Raw genomic sequence first — 14,771 nt, forward strand, 5'->3', positions numbered from 1 at the left:
GCATTGGCGTCCGCGCGAGGTAGAAGGTGTGCCCCCGCTTAAATCTGGCCATAGACGCCTGTTGAAGCGTTCAACATCTCACCGTGTTTTCCCATGTCGCGCCCTGTTGAATGATGCGAAACAAGCGATGCCTCATCACATATATATGCAGGTCAGAGCGCATTTAAATCCAAGCAATCTCGGGTTCGAAACCCTCCGCGCCCACCAAATTTGTGATGCGGCTATGGCCTCCCTCGGGAGCATCGAGCGCAGCGATGGAACGCTGTGGGGCCGGGGAGCCGCAATCTCCTGGACGCGTGCCGCCGGAACAGGCCACCGTGCGACACATCCGCGAGTGGGTGGCATGGGCCATCAACTATGCACCCGGCTCACCGACATCTGTGCTATCGAAGCACGCCTAGCCGCAAGCCGCCGTCAATGTTTGCGGTTGGGTAAACGAAAAGTTCCCTAGCAATAAATCATCCGTCTCTGGTGACGCCGGTCCAAGATCTGCTCTGGCGAAGTTTCTGCAGCTAGCTGGCAGTCTCGCATTCCTTTGATTCGGATATTTTTCAGTTAGCTTCAAATAAGGTTATGAACTAGTATTTTATGTTCTGTAGCGACGGTGTACCGTTCCGAACCATGGCCGCAAAAGAGACTTTCCAGCGCAGTAAGGGCAAGCTTATTTCTGTCCGTGATTGCCACCGGATTTGGCCAACAGGGCGCCGTGCGAGTCGGGATGCAGGTTTCCTGGAAGCTCCTTCCAGAAGATTGCCGTCATTGGTCAAGGCAGTAGCATTGCTCGCTGCTGTGGCGATCCCGCTGTCGGCGGTACAGCCAGGCACACTCTCGGATAGCCCGGTGCGGCTGGCCAGTGCACAACGCCAGGTAGATGCCGCTGAGTCGGCCTTCGAAGCCTCACCGTTCACCAACACCGCACCGTTGAGCGCCCAGCAGCGCAGCCAAGACTTACCTGTCGATCCGGAAGCGGGATTCACACTCCAAGACGGCCCCCAGGGAGCAGTGCAGATGGTCGCGGCCGACGGACTCGGCCAGGGCTGTGCGACCGAATCCGGACACATGCTCTACCCCGATGCAGGGGCCGGATACACCTTGATCGCGGGACGCACGGCGGCCGGTACCCGCACGTTCGCGCGTCTGGACCAGGGCAGTGGCCCACGGTCGGTGACGATGTTCCTGCGCACTCCGGCTGACACGGTAATGCTCGGGCACACCAACGGTTTTGTAACGATCAACGCTGCCACCGAGGCGGCGCCGACGCTGGGCATGTTCACCCCGGCAGAGGCCCGCGACAGTGCGGGCCGCATCGTGCAGTCTTCGGCGGTCCTGCAGCAGGTAGGCCCGCAGCTGTATCAATTCTCCGAGGTTATTGTCCCTGACGCCCAGACCGCATGGCCGGTGTACGTCGATCCAGGGTTCATGGACTTCGTCAAAGACCCCATCGGAGCCACCAAAGAAGTTGCCGCATCGGCAGTCTCGGCGGTCTCCAACGTCGCCGAGAAAGTCGGGGACCTATCCCAGCAGGCGGCCTCGGCCACCTGGTCTGGCATGAAGACCGTTGGTAACTTCGTCAAGGAGAACCCGCTTGAATCGGCGATGATCGTCGGCGGAGTTGCCTTGTCATTCACCGGGGTTGGCTCGGGTGCGGGCGCCGCGCTGATCGGCGCCGGCGTAGTCAACGCCTCGGCCACCGTCATGGATGCCGTGGCCGCTCACAACCCCGAAAACCAAACCCTGGGCAATGTGGCCATGGTGCTGGATACCGCCTCGCTCATCACCCCGCAAGGAGCGACCAAGAAGGTTCTCAAAGAAGGCCTGGAAGCCGTCGGCGAGCAGGCCGTCAAACACGTCGACGACGCGGTAGACGCCACCAAAAGCCTCCCGATACCCACGCCCAAAGAGCAACTCCGCCAAGATATCCCTGGCGCGGGAAGTGCACCGGCAGTCGCCAATCCGGCCGACGTGCCGAAGACGCCGAACGCGCCCCCGACAGCAACCACACCGAAAATACCCGGTTATGGCCCGTATGGGCCACGGTCGCTACCGGCGTGCACCAGCCGCGACTGCGGACATGTCGCCGACCTGCCGTCGGCGGTGTACAACGAGCATGAGATGCCCGGGCACATCGACCACAATCTGGATGCCATCGAAAACGGCAAACCGTCAATCATGACGAAGAACAACGGCCGACAAGAAACCGACCAGAACCGTTACCAGGCACAGAAGGGTCACGAGCGCGCGCCCGAGGGAAGTGTGCTGCACGAGTATCCCGTCGCCTCATCCCAGGAAGGCGGCCGGGGAGCTGTGGTAAGCCAGCAGCCGCGAACCGAATCCGATATCGAAGGGCAGACGTACAGGGACCTGTTTCGCCGCCAAGGCGTCAAGCCGGGAGACAAATTCACCCTCACCTTTCAGGGCACTGACGGCAAGACACGTTGCGCCCAATGCCAACTTGACCGACGCGCCCAGCAGCAGCACGCCGAGAGCGAAACGCGGCAGCACCGTGTCAGCGCTATTGAGGGCGCCCGGCCGCAGGACCAGCGCGACAAGCTCGCCCGCACAGCGGGGCAGGTAAACCGCGAAGCACTGCGGGAGCGGCCCGAATCGGCCGAGGATCAGCGCAAGCAACAGGCCACGCATGTGCAGGCCTCTACCAACCAAACTCGTCAACACGCCGTGGAACGAGCCCGCACCACCAACTCCCAAAGCGGCGGTAGCAGCAGCAATAATGGGCATAGCTCAAACTCTCACGAGGGTAGTGGCGGTTCGCGCTCCAAGAGCAACGGCAGCAAGAAGAACAACAAGAAGAACGGTAAGGGCAACCGTGCCAAGAGAAGTAGAACGGGGCGCCGCTAGCAATGTCAGGTAATTCGCTACTACTTGAGACCGAGATCTTCCCCGACTACGGGGTGATCATCTTGGAAGACGTTGGCACGTTGGATTTTCCAGACGGGCCGTTCGATGAAGTGCTCGCATCGGACCACCAAATATCCGTTCGCGCACTGCCCACCGACCAAGCAGTCGCAACGGGGACGAACGTTCACGTCAGGGTGTTCAAAGGCGAAGAATCCACCGGGCTTGGCACGATTGTCTTCGACGGAAAACTCACGTTCACTAACCCCATTCTGGGTGTGGGCCAAATGCTCAGTGATCCAGAGGAGCTCGAGACCGTACCCCTCGACCGATCCGGGCCTGTGCACCTCCAGATATTCGTTAACCCGCCTCAGGATGCAACCGAGGTCAACGTCCTGATCCGCTACGACCTGAGCTAGCCAAGACTTCAATGGACCCGCGTCGGCACGAGCTCTTGCTCGACGTCAACGTGTTCCCCGACTATGGACAGATACGCATCGAAGACCTTGGCGCAAAAGAAGTTCCAGATGGCTGGGGCGTAGAAGAAGCATTCATCGCAAGCGAGCACGCTGTCTACGTCCTAACCATGACCGCCGACGAGGCAGACATGGCCAATCGGGGAGTGCAGGTACGAGTTCTACGCGGGTCGGATCATGACGGCCTGGGCGAGCTGATATTCGACGACCGTAAGCAACATCCCAAGCGACGGACTTGAGTGGCCGATCGAAGGTGCTACCGAAATCAACATCGTTATCTAGCACCGACAATGGTCCCGCGAGTCTGGTTTACCGTCAGTCCAAGTCGGCGAGGGCCTTGCGGGCGGCCTCGAGTTCGGCTTCCAGCGCGGCGACTCTAGCGGCCTGCTGGGAGCGCGCTTCCTCGATGACCGCGTCGATAGGGGTAGACAGATCCTCGTGCAGCTCCTTGGCTGCGCGGGAGACGGCGGCGGCCGCGACGGCGAGGTTACGAGCTAGGTAGGTGCTGCCCTGCTTGAGCTCGGCGTGCCATTCGCCATCGGCGGTACCGGTGACGGTGACGGTCAGTTCGAGGGTCTTGGTTCTCTTGCCCGTCGTCTTCTTGGCTGATGCCTTTTGCGGCTTGTCTTCGGTGGACGCTTCAGAGATCGGCGCAACAGCGCTCGTCGGGACGTCGACGGGGCTCATCAAGACGTCGGAAGTGCTTGGCTCGGTGTCCAATACGTCTGCTGCTGAAGTGTCTACAGTCATCGTCACGGTGAGCTCCTTCTGAAGTTCGCGCGCAGGGGCGGGTAGTGACAGTCATTAGAACACACGTTCGATGCACTGGGTCAACCTGGCGCGCGCGTGATCGGCCGGCTGGGGATCGGGGGTGAAATCCTCGGCGGTTACCAATACTGGTTAGCAGGCAAACGTCTCAATGTTGCCCCCTGGCAACCATTTGCTCGGCCGACCTTCGACGCTTGAGTCGTCGGCTCGGTGATCATCTGCCATCTTTCCGCAGATCTGGCGCGGGTTGGTGGCCTGTCCTGTGGCATCGTGCCGTGCCTAGCGCTGCATGTTCGCTATCGCCGATATTGAAATGTTTTCTGTAGCTGTGCTCACACTCTTTGGCTCTGGCTCGCAGTGACCTCGGAAAAGTTCGCGATCTTGATCACTCAAACTGTGACGACACGGTCTCAGTGTTGACAAGAGGGTGTCTCGGCCTTAGATTCTCAGCATTGCCATGCGATGTATTTTCCCAGGAAGATGCGATTGATGGCATTGCCTACGAATAGGCGGGCGTACGGGGGTCCGGCCCGATCGGGTTAGGACGGGACACGGAGGGGTTCGGTTTCATGAAGTTGCCAAATTTGGCACGTCGAAGCTGTGTCGCTGCCATCGCAACGTCTGTGACAGTTGCGATGGGGCTTTTGGTGGGCGTTTCTGACGCTGCCGCGGATCCGCAGGGGATGCCGGACCAGTACCAGCAGTTCGTGACGGATGACGGCTGGACTGTCGGTTTGACACTGACCAACGAGGTCATCGACCACATCGACAACATCGCTGGTGCGAGCAACTCTTGGCAGGCGCGTGTTTCTTACCGGGCTGAGGCCACGATCACCGGTAACGGTGGCGCCGTGATCCAGGATGCGCAGCTGGAAACGGGGTATTTCGTGGGGTGCCGCACCGACTCCTCGTCGGGAGTCGAGCTGGGCGGTGACCTCGGTTTGACGCTCTCGCAGCAGGTATTCGGCCAGGGCTATGGCGGCGGCTACGGACAAGGTAGTCAGAGCGGTGGCGGTGGTGGCGGCTTCGGTGGTGTGTCCGGTGGCGGTTCGCTGGGCGCCCAGGAGCACATCGGCGGCTACATGCGCGTGCTGCTGAAGCCTGGTGGCCTGGCTCAGCTGCCGATGGACCGGATCAACTTCCGGAACATGCGCGCGGTCTCGCAGGTGCGTAACCAGAACGTCGAAGCCGACGGCTGCGGCGGCCAGGTGAAGATCCAGTTCTTCGCGACATTCCGGATCCGCACTGAGAACGGCAACGATACCCAGACCATCTACGGCGAGCCCAAGGACCTGTGATGACTACCCGTACTCGTGGTGTGGTGCTGATGGCCGCGCTGGCATTCATGTTCTCCATTGTGATGGGTTCTGCGCCAAGAACTTTGGCGGATCCCATCCAGCCGCCACCCCCGAAGCCCATTCCGTATCCGGTGGCGCAGCCCGATGATCTGCCGCGAATTGCGCCGATCGGTGGGGCACAGGTCAAGACCAATACGCCGTTGGGTCTTGGGCCCGGGACGGGTCGGCCGTTGGCGGCCGGCCGCGAACGTTCCAACGCCACCATCTCGCCGTCACCCACCGATGGCACTCATCTGCCGACCGCGATCGCCGGTAAGGATGTCGTACTGCATCTGCCTCAGGAGCGAGAGCTCACACCGGCGCAGTGGGGCGACGGTGGTTCGGCGACCTTCACCTCCCATGACACCGACTACCGGATTTCACCGTTCGCGGGCGGCGGGGTCGACGTGAACATCATCCGGCGCACCATCTTCACGCCGGAGAACTTCACCTTCGGTCTGCGGGTTCCTGAGGGCACCCACGTGCGCCAGGGCTCCAATGTGGTGTTGGTCGAGTCCGACGCCGCGCCGGGTCTGCCGGCCACGACGATCGCCACGTTGTCGGTGCCGGTGGCGCGCGATGCCAAGGGCAATCCGGTGCAGGTGAACCCGGTGATCCACGGCGACTACATGTATCAGCAGTCCAACCTCGCGTTGGATCTTGGACCCGCCGACATCTTCGCGTTCCCGATCACGATCACGCTGTCCTATCGTGCGTCGTCGATCCCCGCCAGCGGTCAGCTGACCAGTGACTGGGACGGGCTGCCCGAGGGGGGAGGCCCGCCAGAGGCGAAGAAGGCCGCCCAAATTATTGGTGCGCCAGGCGATTACGTTGTCGACCCGGGTGGCGCTTACCGGCCTGCCAGTGTCGATCCGGTGTTGTATGCCCAGCGGCATGCCGATCGCTGCCTATCTGGTCCGAACGAATTCCGATCCGAGGACGGACGGACGGCTGATTTCTGGAGTTCGTGCCAGCGACAGGCAATGTGCCTCGACGTCACGCCGGCGCAGATGTCGGTGGACGTGTGCAAGAACCAGGCCTTCGCCAACATGTCGGCGCAATGCACGGCCACGTTCGGCCAGACCGGGCCCGATTACGAGGCATGCCTGAATGTGGCCAATGGCCATGCGGCCTGGTCCAAGGAGAACTTGTTGGGCGGCGGGCTATGCCAACCAGCAGGTCCGGGCACCAACACCAGGTTCCTGCCTTCAAACAACAACCGTTATTGCAGTAGCTGATCGGTAGGGGAGGAAGGGGGCCACTGATGACTCCGATGAAGAAGGGATGCATTCCTGCCGGGCTACGGCGCGCGCTAGCTGCCGTGGCGATTACTGCCGTGGCGATTTCGGGATGGCATCTAAACACGAACTCCCCAACGGTGATTGGTGTGATGGGTCTGCCGGGGGCCACTGCTGATCCGACGGGTCCTCCGGGGCCAACGGGTGGTCTAGAAAGCGGTGGCGGCTCTCAGTTCCAGCCGCCGGGTCTGCCGCCGCAACAGTCGGACTATCAGGGTGGTATTAACCAACCTCCGCTGGACCAGAACAACGGCATTTCGATCTACAACACGGGCGCACAGGGTGCGCCTCAACAACCGGGCCAGCAGGGCGCACAACAAGCTGACCAGGCGCAGCAACCCCGGCATGGGAACCAGATCCCGAACTATCAGACTGCGACGCCTTACACGCAGGGACCTGGTAAGGCGAATCCGGATTATCAGGCGCCACAACAGGGGAATCAGGGCCAACAACCCCAGCAAGGGCAGCAACAACAGCCGAGTCAGGTTCCTACGCAGACTCAGCAGCCGAGCAGGGCTCCGTCTCAAACGCTTACGCCAACAAGTGCAACGCAGTCGCAGCCGTCGCCATCTGCGTCGTCCACCGCGACTACACCGCCGACCTCATCGACGAAGCCAAAATCGGATAAGGACAGCCTGTTAAAGCTTGAGGACGATTTTGATGGCGTGAACAAGATTCTTGAAAAATCCAATCCTCTTCAGCGGGACCTTACTCAGCTTCGTCAGCAAAACTGGAAGATCAGGTTCTCAGGTCCAGGCGACGAGGCGGGATCATATACAAGCTATGGCGATCGGCCGGAAATTGTGATCGATAGCAGCGAAAAAGGGCAGCCAACTGCAATTGCGCAGACCATATCGCATGAGGTCGGACACGCCATCTATGGTCCACACTACGATGTGAGTTCGAAGACTGCCTATCTCAACGGCACCCTGGACAACGAGGGTGCCGCGACAATGGCTAATGTTCGAGATCAGCAGTTCATCTTGTCGCAGGGTGGTCCAGACATAGGTATTGCTGGAAATCAGGCCAATAGGTCCGATTACCTGGTTATTTATGACAATTACAAATATGGGTCCGTCACCTATGAGCAGGCGATAAGGCAGATTGGGCAGATATTTGGGACCAAAGAACATCCGTCGGGAGACCCGGCGCTTACTTACTCCCAGTATTTTGGCGACTGGTATGATAAAGCCTTCCCGCCTGCCAAAAAGTAGAATAGTGAGAATTAGTGCAATGTTTCTACGAGCTATACCGATAGCAACATTCGCGTTCGTGATGGCTGCGTGTGGAACGAGTTCAGCCAAGGAGCCGCCATTGCCGGAGTCTGGCCTCTCATGGTGGGATTTGGTAAGCAAGGTCGGAAGTCAAATACCTCTCACTGCAGAAAAGATTCGTGGGGCCTCGGGAATCGAGTTTTCCGCGGAGGACTCGATCACTTGGATAAACGGTCCGTCAAAGCTGGCTGATGACGTAAACATCATTCGTGGCGAGCTGCGCACCGGGGACAATGGTTGGTCGAAGTACAGCTACTACGCGATAGATCTTGGTGGAAGATGTATCTCGCTCGACGAAGTCAAGGCACATTTCCCTGACGTGCACGTAACGTCAGGGCCGACGGGACACTCGCGTGACGAGAAAACGGTCTATACTTCCGTGCAGTCTTGGGGCATTACTCACCTTGGCTTCCGTGAGAAGAATCCCAATTGCATGACGGACATCACCATCCGATCCGAACCAATCCGCTAACGCGTGATGCGCGATAACTCCTACAGGTCATTTGGCTAGAGAAGTAGCGCGGGTACACCGTATTCGAAGGGTGGCCCGTTTCCGGGGAGGTTTGTTGGCTTTGGCTACAAGAAAGTCCGTAACCTCTGTAGAACAGTGTGTCCAGGCGATTAGGCTGAACCAATGATTCGGGCGCGTCGATGGATGCTGGCAGTGGCGTGTGCTGCGACGATGCTGGCGTCGGGGTGCACGGCGATCGTCGACGGTGATGCGATAGCCACTCCCGGCGAGGAGGGCAAGCGGCTTACCAACCCGAAGTGCAGCTCAGTGACCGTGCCGCTCTTGGAAATGCCGCTGGATGACGACTCCGAGCCGCGCGTTGAGGTTCCCCAGCCCTCGGGTTGGGAACGCGTCAAGAGATTCGAAAGTGGCGTGGTGCGTGTCTACTTGGCGGCGCCAGATCTTCAGGCCAACGGGTTTGTCCCGAATGCCACGGTGGCCATGGCTAACCTGACCGGCAAGGTATCCACTGAGGAGGCCGCCTTCGCTGCGGAGCAGCAGGGGTTGGAGATGTTCGGCATTACGGACCTTGTTGAAGCTTCGAGCACTATCTGCGGGTATCCGTCGAAGACGTTGACCTACAACATGGCGCTAGGGAAAATCCCTGTTCACCGGGTCACCACCACCATTGTGGTGGTGAAGAATGGCAGCAAGGTGTTCACCGTTGGGGTGTCGGTGCAGGCGTTGGACGACACCGTGCGGGGTTTCGACAGTGCCCGCGAAACAATCTTGGCGGGGCTACAGGTCAGTCCGCCGGCTACATCCTGATATCGGTTGTCGGAGTGGCCCATTGGGCATCGACAATGGCAGTGTGCTCCGGTAGCGGTGGCCGGTAGTTCCTGTCTTCTGCCATACGGTCGGCGACGCTGGCGTGAATCCAGGCGCCGTCGGGGATGTGTCGGCGGCGGAAAATCAACAGCGCCCAGAGCCAGTTGACGCGATGAATCTTGCCCATCGCATAGGTAGGTTCAACTGAGCAATACCGTTGATATTTCTCGGTGTTGAGTAACAAGCCATGCTGGGCGGCCCCCTCGATCACCCACTTGAGTGCGATATCGGAAAGCCTGTCGTCATCGGCGTAATCTCCGCCGATGTCGGAGTGGATGCCAGCGAACCACGCTTCGTCGACGAGCCGCTGATCACCCAGGGATTTGATGAGGTACTCGCGGTAGGGTCGGCGTTTCTCGTCGATGGCTACCGCGTGGCGCCCAGCCTGCGCGTTGGGAACACTTGGTGCATAAGGCCATTGCATGCCGCGCTTGAAGATGCCGGGCGCGCTGACGGTGTCCCACAGCCCCAGATATGCGATAGGGATGGAGAACTTGCCATCTTCGCGACGAGCGAGGGTCCGGGAGAACGAATGCAGTTGGTCCCAGCGCTCCGGAGACCAGCTCGCGCACGACTGCGCGTACAAGCTCACTGCATAGGGTACGAGGTTTGCGAGCCTGGGCGCAGCATGCCGACGGAGTTGAGAAGCCCGGCAAGACCTCTGGCGCAAAACGCGCCGCGGCTGAATCCGAAGATGAAGATGCGGTCTCCGGGCTGCCATCGCTCGATCAGATATGTGTAGGCCTGAGCCAGTTTGGCACGCAAACCAATCCCGAATGCGAAACCTAGGACGCGGGCAACGAATTGACCCGCCGGAGCATAGGTGCCAACGGCTGGATCGGTGCCTACGCCGGGGTCGTAGTACGAGATCTGGCGGTCGGTCTGATCGTGGATCACCATGTCACAGCCGCGCACGATATTCGTGTTCCCCGCGGCGCGGATCTGATTGCCAGTGCCGTCGAAGCAGATGACGATGTTCTTGCTCATCGTCATCTGGCCTTAGTCCTCGCCGTCGTATGGCTTCGGGTCGTACGGCGAAGCGTGCGGATTCTGGTAGTCGACGTGCTCCTCGTTCCAGACACCGATGACGGCGGGGGACACCTTGGGCAACAGGCCGATTAGCTCATTGCCGTTGTCGAGGCTCACCAGGAACTCCGGCGTGAAGTGCTGGTCCTCGTCCTCCTGGTGATGTTGACCGGCAGCACCCGCCGACATCATGGTTGGCGGCTGAGCGATGCCCATGCCCGACATCGGCGACACTGTGGGCGCAGCCGAAAGTCCCGTGCCAGCCCCCGCGGTGTACGAGCCGGCGATGATCGGTCCGGCGGCAAGGGGAGCGAGATCCGCGTTCTGATCCTTGTCCTTGTTTTCGTCCTTGTTGGTGGTTGGCTTGCCCCACCGGCCGATGCCGTAGGTGCCCGGGACCGATCCAGTGTTAGGGCCGGTCGCGGTGGTGCTTCCGCCCGAGGAGGGTCGGGTTCCGGCTCCGGCGCCCGCTCCGGCAGCAGCGGACGCTGCGGCCGCCGGGCCACCGGCGCCAGCTCCCGAACTACCACCTGCTGCACCTGCGGCGGCCGCGGCACCCGCAGCGCCAGATCCGCCGGAGGCGGATGCTTGTGCCGGATCTGCCAGAGCGGCGGCCGCAGCCGCGCGCACTGCGGCCTCGTCGATCGGCTTGATCTTGTCGGGCTGGATGTCCTTGCCGCCACCCCAGTCCGAAGCAGCCTTGGTGATTGCGCTTGTCACCGATGCGTCGCCGAATTGCGGAGCAGACGGAAACGCAGGCAGTCCGGATGCCGCCTGCTGCGCTACGGGGGACCAGACGTTCCGCATGATCATGCGAGCTTCGTCTTGCTTCTGCTGGGCCAGGGCTTGTTGGGCGTAGTACTGCTCGTAGGTGGCGCGGGTGTGCTCTTGAGGTTGCTGAACCTGGACAACCTCGGGCATGAGGCCCTTGATCTGCGTCATCGCCGTCTCAACCTCTTGAGGTTTGGTGGCCATGAGTGACAGGCCATCGCTGACTTTTTCGGCGTGACTTTTGTAGTCGGAGATGCCCTGCTTGGCTGCTTCGGCGCCTTCTCCGGTCCACTGCGCACCGACTGCGACGTCGAACTGCTGTTTGAAGTCTCCAAGGGCTTTGTCGAAGCCGGACGCCAGTTTTTCCCAGTCCCCGGAGACAGCTAGAGCGAGACCGGAATCGAATTGGTCGGACGCCGCCTTGATCTGAGTGTGGGACCAGCCGCCGAAATCCTCCGTTGGAACGCTGACCGACTCGGTTCCGCCGTCGACGTTTGCACCGTGTTGACGCTGCTTCGCGTAGACGACGTCGCGTTCGCGATTGCCCCTGGTCCAGCCGTCTTCATCTCCACTCATGGCCGCTCCTTCGTTTCGTGGCGTGCAACTGGCTCTTTAGGTTCAGACGTCACTGGCACTGATTCGGTTCCACATTTTTTTGGAGATCCTCATTGGGGAAAGTAGGGGACAAGTGCCTCGGCGTTCGTGCGCGCCGCCGCAAGGCAATCGAGGTAGGGCGCAAAGCTATGGCGTGCAGTGCCAACCATGACGCCATACACCCCAGTGGAGGCGGCAATATTCAACGCGCAGGAGTCAACACTGGGTTCGGGCACGCGATACCCAAACAGTGCGGGGCGTCCGCCTATCTCGAGATCCTGGAATCCCCAGTAATTGCCGGCTGTCTTCAACATGTCCAACGTGTAGTTCGACGCGGCGATAGTCAGGTAGTAATCGCCTCGTGAGTGATACATGCAAAAGACATTCTTGATCTCGCCCCCGTTTTGGGAATCGGGCCTAGGCGTCCCATCGTCTAGCTGCAGTTGCGCGATGATGTTTGCTGGTATGTCCTTGCACGGATCGAATTTGACGGGCTCATGTCCTGCGGTGCTGTTGGGAGGCTGCGACGTGGCGGCAGAACCAGACGTTGACGCAGTTCCAGAGATTGTGCTTGAACACCCAGCCAGGACAAGCGTCAGAAGAGCGACTACTGCAACTCGAGACATCTTATGCTAGCTACCGCTACGCCCATAACCGCTGGCGTTGTTTGCGTCCATGGAAGTATATCCGCGACGCAGCGCAAGAAGGAGGGCTTCCATTTCTTGAACTTGGGCCATATGTGATTGGAACGTGGCGGCGGCGCTGCTAGGCCCGCCAGCTGCCTTCTGCTGAAAAGCATTAGCGAGTTTTGCTCCTGAGCTGAGATGGCCCTCGGAAAATCCCAGCGGATATCCGCTGAGAGCTTCGGCCTGCTGGCTGAGGTCCTCAAGTGAGCGTTTGTAGGCCGCACATGCAGCGAGGATCTTGTCGATGGCGCCGTCTTCTAAATGCAAGACGAGGCTGCCGTTCCTGGCGTTCTCGATCAGCTGATCCACAGACATTAAGCCCCCTCAGGTCTTGGCCGGGTTTGGCCAGGTCAGGTTCATCGTATGTATATAGGACGTCGGACGTCCCGAATCGGTTCCATCGAATTTCGGGTAGTTGTGAAAACCCGCACTAGCCGCCCCAGCGTCTGCGCACCCCGGTGTAACGCCAGCCCAGCGCCGCTAACGCCCACGTCACGATGAACAGCGCCACGATCACGTAACCCATCGCTGCCAGATCAAGCTCGCCCACCGCGGCCAGCGGACCTGTCGTGATGTTGAGTTTCTCGGTGAGAATCGAAATGATCTCCTGCGATCCGATCAGCACCGCCACCGCCACCGACAGTCCGGTGACCACCAGGTTGTAGTAGATCTTGCGGGCCGGCTCCTGGAATGCCCAGTCGTAGGCGAAGTTCATCAGCGACCCATCCAGCGAATCGAACAGCGACATCCCGGCACTGAACAGGATGGGCAGCACCAAGATCGCGTACCAGGGCAGCCCGGTCACGGCGGCACCTCCGGCGATCACCAGCAGCGACACCTCGGTGACCGTGTCGAACCCCAACCCGAACAGCAGGCCCACCGGGTACATCTGCCAGGGCTTGCGGATCGCCGCCATCAGCGGGCCGAAAAGCCGGTTCAGCCCACCGCGGTTGGACAGCTCGCGCTCCAGGGCCGCCTCGTCGACCTCGCCGCCGCGCATCCGCTTGGCAATGCGGTATATCCCGATCAGCGACACCAGATTAAGCAGCCCGATGAGCAACAGGAACGTGCCGGAGACTGCTGTCCCGAACACGCCCGTCCACTGTTGCAGCGACGAGTGCTCGTCGGACACATTGGCCGCCAACGCCTTAACGCCAAGCGCCAGCAGCCCGACCATGATGAACACGATCGACGAATGCCCCAGGGAGAACCAGAAACCCACCGACATCGGACGTCGTCCATCGGCCACCAGCTTGCGGGTGGTGTTGTCGATGGCCGCGATGTGGTCGGCATCAAAGGCGTGCCGCATGCCCAGCGTGTACGCCGTGACACCCAGCCCAACCCCGAACACGCTGCCCTGCACCGTGAAATGCGCGGGAGCGACCAGGAAGAGCAGCATGCCCCAGCCCAGGACGTGCAGTGCGCCCACCGCGACACTCATCCCGATGACGCTGCGCCTCTGACCTTCGTCCAATCGACGCGAGCCGGTGAGAATCTGCACGTCTGCGAGCCTAGACGACAGGCTTACCCAGACGCTCGCGTAATCGCATGTCCCAGATGAGCGCGGTATAGGACAACGTCCACACCTGTGCGGGCACCATCCGATCGGCGATCCGTAGCGCGCTCAGCAGTGCATCGAAGCGGCGCTGGTCGCGATCCGTCCAGGGAACCTGCAACAGCTCGCGGAACTGCGGGGGCAGAAACCCTTTGGTCGCAAACAGATTGAACCGTCCGGCCATCCGCAATGGCCACGGCAGCATCGTGAACGACGCGACACCCAACAGATGTTCGCGCACTGGTGCGTCGATCCGCAGCTCGTCGACGGACCGTTTCCAGTAGTCATTGAACGCATCCCGATCCGGCGGCCACTGCTCGGGCCGTACCTGCAACGCGGTGCCGATCCGTGCGCCATCGCGATAGATCTCATCGGCCGTCGCATCATCGAGCGGGCCGTGCAGCGACTCATAGGCCTGCACGTAGTACTGGTACAGGCACGCCGCCACCCACAGCTGCAGTCCTGGATCAAAGGCGTTGTACTTCACCGGGCTCTTGGGGGTGGAGCGCACCTGCCGGTGCACCGCGTCAACACCGCGTTTCATCACCTCACGGTCGTGGCGGCTGCCCATCGTCGCGACCGCGAGAAACATTCCGGTGGTCCGGGCCCGTTTGAACGGATGCTTGTAGACGTTGCCGCTGTCGACGGGGCTCTCCAGCACTCCATATCCGACGCCGGGATGCGACAACTGCATGATCACGTTCGAGGCAGGCAACAGCAGCGAAGCGGGATTGACCAGGTCCACAAGCCTGGCAGGGGAGTGCTTCATTGCACAGCAAATTCTATAGGGTGTG

13 protein-coding genes and 1 pseudogene are annotated in these 14,771 nt (G+C 60.6%); 7 read left to right on the forward strand and 7 right to left on the reverse strand.

Annotated elements, in window-relative coordinates; genetic code table 11:
- Positions 1-759: 759 nt before the first annotated feature.
- The 3 genes from B4400_RS20830 to B4400_RS20840 are packed head-to-tail and all read left to right on the forward strand — an operon-like array spanning position 760 to position 3,568.
- Positions 760-2,856, forward strand: a complete 2,097-nt coding sequence (locus B4400_RS20830) for a NucA/NucB deoxyribonuclease domain-containing protein (RefSeq protein WP_170915072.1) — start codon at positions 760-762, stop codon at positions 2,854-2,856.
- A gap of 2 nt (positions 2,857-2,858) precedes the next feature.
- Positions 2,859-3,272: a hypothetical protein gene (locus B4400_RS20835; protein WP_078312569.1), complete on the forward strand. Its 414-nt coding sequence runs from the start codon at positions 2,859-2,861 to the stop codon at positions 3,270-3,272.
- Between the two features lie 11 nt (positions 3,273-3,283).
- Positions 3,284-3,568, forward strand: a complete 285-nt coding sequence (locus tag B4400_RS20840; RefSeq protein ID WP_078312570.1) for a hypothetical protein — start codon at positions 3,284-3,286, stop codon at positions 3,566-3,568.
- A 76-nt stretch (positions 3,569-3,644) separates the two neighbouring features.
- Here the strand turns inward: B4400_RS20840 and B4400_RS20845 are convergent, their stop codons facing one another.
- Positions 3,645-4,016 (reverse strand): DUF6319 family protein, encoded by a 372-nt coding sequence (locus B4400_RS20845; protein ID WP_078312571.1) that lies wholly within the window; start codon positions 4,014-4,016, stop codon positions 3,645-3,647.
- Positions 4,017-4,666: 650 nt separating this feature from the next.
- On the opposite strand from B4400_RS20845, the gene B4400_RS20850 reads away from it, so the two are divergent.
- From B4400_RS20850 to B4400_RS20865, 4 genes are all read left to right on the forward strand, one after another.
- Positions 4,667-5,395, forward strand: a complete 729-nt coding sequence (locus B4400_RS20850) for an MspA family porin (protein WP_078356032.1) — start codon at positions 4,667-4,669, stop codon at positions 5,393-5,395.
- Complete coding sequence (locus tag B4400_RS20855; RefSeq protein WP_078312573.1) at positions 5,395-6,672, forward strand: protein kinase family protein; 1,278 nt, start codon at positions 5,395-5,397, stop codon at positions 6,670-6,672. The genes B4400_RS20850 and B4400_RS20855 overlap by 1 nt, the downstream gene beginning before the upstream one ends.
- 26 nt (positions 6,673-6,698) lie before the next feature.
- Entirely contained in the window at positions 6,699-7,946 is a 1,248-nt protein-coding gene (locus tag B4400_RS24985) for a hypothetical protein (RefSeq protein ID WP_286151409.1), read from the forward strand.
- Positions 7,947-8,688: 742 nt separating this feature from the next.
- The gene (locus B4400_RS20865) at positions 8,689-9,285 is read left to right on the forward strand and encodes an LpqN/LpqT family lipoprotein (RefSeq protein ID WP_078312645.1); all 597 of its coding nucleotides are present in this window, start codon (positions 8,689-8,691) and stop codon (positions 9,283-9,285) included.
- Here the strand turns inward: B4400_RS20865 and B4400_RS20870 are convergent.
- The 6 genes and pseudogenes from B4400_RS20870 to B4400_RS20895 form a co-directional block, all read right to left on the reverse strand.
- A pseudogene (locus tag B4400_RS20870) lies at positions 9,275-10,332 on the reverse strand (T6SS phospholipase effector Tle1-like catalytic domain-containing protein). The gene B4400_RS20865 and the pseudogene B4400_RS20870 overlap by 11 nt on opposite strands.
- 12 nt (positions 10,333-10,344) lie before the next feature.
- The gene (locus B4400_RS20875) at positions 10,345-11,718 is read right to left on the reverse strand and encodes a hypothetical protein (RefSeq protein ID WP_078312574.1); all 1,374 of its coding nucleotides are present in this window, start codon (positions 11,716-11,718) and stop codon (positions 10,345-10,347) included.
- Between the two features lie 89 nt (positions 11,719-11,807).
- Positions 11,808-12,362, reverse strand: coding sequence for a DUF3558 domain-containing protein (locus B4400_RS20880; protein WP_078312575.1), 555 nt, complete (start codon positions 12,360-12,362; stop codon positions 11,808-11,810).
- A 6-nt stretch (positions 12,363-12,368) separates the two neighbouring features.
- The gene (locus B4400_RS20885) at positions 12,369-12,737 is read right to left on the reverse strand and encodes a hypothetical protein (RefSeq protein WP_078312576.1); all 369 of its coding nucleotides are present in this window, start codon (positions 12,735-12,737) and stop codon (positions 12,369-12,371) included.
- Positions 12,738-12,852: 115 nt separating this feature from the next.
- Entirely contained in the window at positions 12,853-13,896 is a 1,044-nt protein-coding gene (gene nicT / locus B4400_RS20890) for a Nickel transporter NicT (RefSeq protein ID WP_212566665.1), read from the reverse strand.
- 37 nt (positions 13,897-13,933) lie between these two features.
- Complete coding sequence (locus B4400_RS20895) at positions 13,934-14,746, reverse strand: oxygenase MpaB family protein (protein ID WP_078312578.1); 813 nt, start codon at positions 14,744-14,746, stop codon at positions 13,934-13,936.
- Positions 14,747-14,771: the final 25 nt, after the last annotated feature.

Source organism: Mycobacterium sp. D16Q13 (assembly GCF_002013375.1).
In the GTDB taxonomy this organism is placed as follows: domain Bacteria; phylum Actinomycetota; class Actinomycetes; order Mycobacteriales; family Mycobacteriaceae; genus Mycobacterium.

Excerpts from the sequence above, each read along its gene's own strand:
- B4400_RS20835 (WP_078312569.1), top strand. The coding sequence starts at position 2,859 with ATGTCAGGTAATTCGCTACTACTTGAGACCGAGATCTTCCCCGACTAC.
- B4400_RS20840 (WP_078312570.1), top strand. The coding sequence starts at position 3,284 with ATGGACCCGCGTCGGCACGAGCTCTTGCTCGACGTCAACGTGTTCCCC.
- B4400_RS20845 (WP_078312571.1), bottom strand. The coding sequence starts at position 4,016 with ATGAGCCCCGTCGACGTCCCGACGAGCGCTGTTGCGCCGATCTCTGAA.
- B4400_RS20850 (WP_078356032.1), top strand. The coding sequence starts at position 4,667 with ATGAAGTTGCCAAATTTGGCACGTCGAAGCTGTGTCGCTGCCATCGCA.
- B4400_RS20855 (WP_078312573.1), top strand. The coding sequence starts at position 5,395 with ATGACTACCCGTACTCGTGGTGTGGTGCTGATGGCCGCGCTGGCATTC.
- B4400_RS24985 (WP_286151409.1), top strand. The coding sequence starts at position 6,699 with ATGACTCCGATGAAGAAGGGATGCATTCCTGCCGGGCTACGGCGCGCG.
- B4400_RS20865 (WP_078312645.1), top strand. The coding sequence starts at position 8,689 with ATGCTGGCGTCGGGGTGCACGGCGATCGTCGACGGTGATGCGATAGCC.
- B4400_RS20875 (WP_078312574.1), bottom strand. The coding sequence starts at position 11,718 with ATGAGTGGAGATGAAGACGGCTGGACCAGGGGCAATCGCGAACGCGAC.
- B4400_RS20880 (WP_078312575.1), bottom strand. The coding sequence starts at position 12,362 with ATGTCTCGAGTTGCAGTAGTCGCTCTTCTGACGCTTGTCCTGGCTGGG.
- B4400_RS20885 (WP_078312576.1), bottom strand. The coding sequence starts at position 12,737 with ATGTCTGTGGATCAGCTGATCGAGAACGCCAGGAACGGCAGCCTCGTC.
- B4400_RS20895 (WP_078312578.1), bottom strand. The coding sequence starts at position 14,746 with ATGAAGCACTCCCCTGCCAGGCTTGTGGACCTGGTCAATCCCGCTTCG.